The organism is Methylocaldum sp. (genome assembly GCF_039794385.1).
GTDB lineage: Bacteria > Pseudomonadota > Gammaproteobacteria > Methylococcales > Methylococcaceae > Methylocaldum.
Genome location: NZ_JBDIVO010000479.1, coordinates 1 through 2,842, shown reverse-complemented (window position 1 = coordinate 2,842; position 2,842 = coordinate 1). Strand labels below are relative to the sequence as shown.

The window sequence follows — 2,842 nt, the reverse complement described above, 5'->3', positions numbered from 1 at the left end:
GTTTGCAAACCGCGAAATCCATGAACCCAAGCCGCCCGACGACCCCGATTCGGCTTTGGCGTTTTCCATGGAAGGCGCAAGTGTCGACGTGCCGCCGGCATTATTGCCATTCGTCTGGGCGCCAGGTTGGAATTCGCATCAGCAGGCCGTCAACAAATTTCAGGATGAGGTGGGCGGGGCTTTGCGAGGCGGCGATCCCGGGGTGAGGCTTTTCGAGTCGCCGGAAACGGCGGAGCCCCGCTGGTTCGACGAAGTGCCCTACCGTCTACGCGACGAAGCCCGTTGGCGGGCCATCCCGCTTTACCACGTTTTCGGCAGCGAGGAGCTGAGCGCGCTATCGCCGCCATTGGCGGAGCGGGTGCCGGCAGCCTATGCCGCGCTGCACCCGGAGGATGCGGAAAGACTCGGCGTCGGCGAGACCCTGGCGGTGCGGCTGAACGAGCGCGTCGTGCGTTTGCCGCTGAGGCTGGAATCGTCCTTGCCGAGAGGCGCCGTGGGCATCTCCGCCGGCCTTGCCGGTCTGTTCCGTAGCGATCTTCCGGCATGGATCGCCATCGAAAAAGAAGGGGAGAGGCCATGACGCTGGGGTCGCCGTTCGATATCGCCGGCATTCTCGGGGCGTTGATCACCGTGGCGGCGCTCTTGATCTGGGTCGAACGCCGGCTGCTCGCCATCTGGCAAGACCGTCTGGGCCCCAATCGCGTGGGACCTCTGGGACTGTTCCAGGTCGTCGCCGATATGCTCAAGATCCTGAGCAAGGAAGACTGGATTCCGCCCTTCGCCGACAAGCCGGTATTCGTGCTCGCTCCGGTCGTGATCATGGGATGCATGCTGGCCGCTTTCGCGGTGATTCCGATCGCGCCGGACATCGGAATCATCGATTTCGACTTCGATTTGCTTTATGTGCTGGCGGTCCTGGCGCTGTCGGTGTACAGCGTGGTTCTGGCCGGTTATGCGTCCAACAGCAAATACTCGCTGATCGGTTCCCTGAGGGCTACGGCGCAGGCCATCAGTTACGAGGTATTTCTGGCGATGTCCGCGTTGGGGGTCGTCATGCTGGCCGGAACCTTCGATTTGCGCGCCATCGTGGAAGCGCAAAGGGACGGATGGTTCGTGGTGCCGCAATTTCTGGGATTCATCCTGTTCTTTATCGGGGTTCTCGCGGAAACTCACCGCACCCCGTTCGATCTGCCGGAAGCGGAAAACGAGCTGGTGGCCGGCTACCACACCGAATATTCCGGCATGAAGTTCGGCATGTTTTTCGTCGGCGAGTACATCGGCGTTACCCTCGGGGCGGCCCTGATCGTCACTCTGTTCTTCGGCGGCTGGTTGGGGCCGGTCTTGCCGCCCCTGGCTTGGTTCACGATCAAGACCGCCGTCTTTATCCTGCTGTTCATTCTGGTGCGCGGTTCCCTGCCGAGACCGCGCTATGACCAGCTCATGTCGTTCGGGTGGCTGGTGATGCTGCCGCTGTCGTTCCTGAATTTACTGGTTACCGGAGCCGTCATCCTATGGCGATAGGGCATCGGAGGAACGAAAAGCTGGCTTCGCCTGTATCACCCATGGCTGTGGGTGAGCCGTCATGTTGAAGGACTTCTTGACTCAGTTCCAGACGCTATGGACTGTGTTTCAGCATACGTTCACCAAGGCGGACACCGTGCAATATCCCGAGGAGAAGCCGGCCCTGGCCCCGCGCTATCGCGGACGAATCGTGCTGACCCGCGACCCCGACGGGGAGGAACGCTGCGTGGCCTGCAACCTGTGTGCGGTGGCATGTCCCGTGGACTGCATCGCCCTGCAGAAGACCCAGGACGAATATGGCCGCTGGTATCCGGAGTTCTTCCGCATCAACTTTTCCCGCTGTATCTACTGCGGGTTTTGCGAGGAGGCCTGTCCGACCTACGCCATTCAATTGACGCCGGACATGGAGATGAGCGAGTACGACCGCCGCAACATGGTTTATGAGAAGGAGCATCTTTTGATCGACGGGACCGGCAAATATCACGATTACAACTTCTACCGCGTCGCCGGGAAAAGCGTGGCCGGAAAGGATAAGGGCGAGGCCGAGAACGAGGCGCCGCCGGTGGACGTCCGGAGTCTGTTGCCTTAGGAGAACGACCCCATGCTGTATGTCCTGTTTTATTCCTCCGCCTTGATCAGCGTGATTTCCACGCTGCTGGTGATCGTTTCGCTCAACGCGGTGCACGCCCTGTTGTACGTGATTTTGTCCCTGCTGGCTTCGGGCGTCGTGTTCTTTCTCATGGGGGCGTACTATGGAGCGATGCTCCAGATCATCGTTCACATCGGGGCGATCATGATGCTGTTCCTGTTCGTGGTGATGATGCTGAATCTGGGGCGGCGAACCCTGGAGCAGGAGAGAAAGTGGCTGCCGCCTGCCGCGTGGCGGTGGCCGTCCGCGATGGCGGCGGTGCTGCTGACCGAGCTGATCTTCGTCCTGATGCAGGAAGAGCGGGCCGCGCTCGGCCATATCGTCGCATCCAAGGAGGTGGGTATTCGGCTGCTCGGACCTTATGTGCTGGCAGTGGAATTGGCGTCCATGCTTCTCCTGGCCGGATTGGTCGGGGCTTATCACTTGACCCGGCAGGAGGTGAAGAAATGAACGGAACCATTCCCGAGGCACACGGACTGCTGTTGGCGGCCGTCCTTTTCGCGCTGGGGCTCACCGGCGTTCTGGTGCGGCGCAACCTGATCTTCATGCTGATCTCCCTGGAAGTCATGCTGAATTCGACGGGGCTCGCTTTCATCGTCGCCGGCTCGCGCTGGAATCAGGCGGACGGGCAAATCATGTTCCTGCTGGTGCTTGCGATGGCGGCGGCGGAAG

At 60.9% G+C, this 2,842-nt stretch carries 4 protein-coding genes and 1 pseudogene; all 5 read left to right on the top strand.

Annotated features, from left to right (window positions below; genetic code table 11):
* Nucleotides 1-580, top strand: a pseudogene (locus ABJK70_RS23010) (NADH-quinone oxidoreductase subunit G); the annotation flags it as partial.
* Nucleotides 577-1,521 (top strand): NADH-quinone oxidoreductase subunit NuoH, encoded by a 945-nt coding sequence (nuoH, locus tag ABJK70_RS23005; RefSeq protein ID WP_077731735.1) that lies wholly within the window; start codon nt 577-579, stop codon nt 1,519-1,521. The pseudogene ABJK70_RS23010 and the gene nuoH, both read left to right, overlap by 4 nt.
* 61 nt (nt 1,522-1,582) lie before the next feature.
* A complete protein-coding gene (gene nuoI / locus ABJK70_RS23000; protein ID WP_077731734.1) occupies nt 1,583-2,110 on the top strand; it encodes an NADH-quinone oxidoreductase subunit NuoI in 528 nt (175 codons plus the stop codon).
* Nucleotides 2,111-2,125: 15 nt separating this feature from the next.
* Nucleotides 2,126-2,620 carry an NADH-quinone oxidoreductase subunit J gene (gene nuoJ, locus ABJK70_RS22995; protein ID WP_205780840.1) on the top strand — a complete coding sequence of 165 codons (495 nt, stop codon included), beginning with the start codon at nt 2,126-2,128 and terminating at the stop codon, nt 2,618-2,620.
* A partial coding sequence (gene nuoK / locus ABJK70_RS22990) for an NADH-quinone oxidoreductase subunit NuoK (protein ID WP_347259255.1) occupies nt 2,617-2,842 on the top strand: 226 nt, incomplete at its 3' end. The genes nuoJ and nuoK, both read left to right, overlap by 4 nt.

Excerpts from the sequence above, each read along its gene's own strand:
- nuoH (WP_077731735.1), top strand. The coding sequence starts at position 577 with ATGACGCTGGGGTCGCCGTTCGATATCGCCGGCATTCTCGGGGCGTTG.
- nuoI (WP_077731734.1), top strand. The coding sequence starts at position 1,583 with ATGTTGAAGGACTTCTTGACTCAGTTCCAGACGCTATGGACTGTGTTT.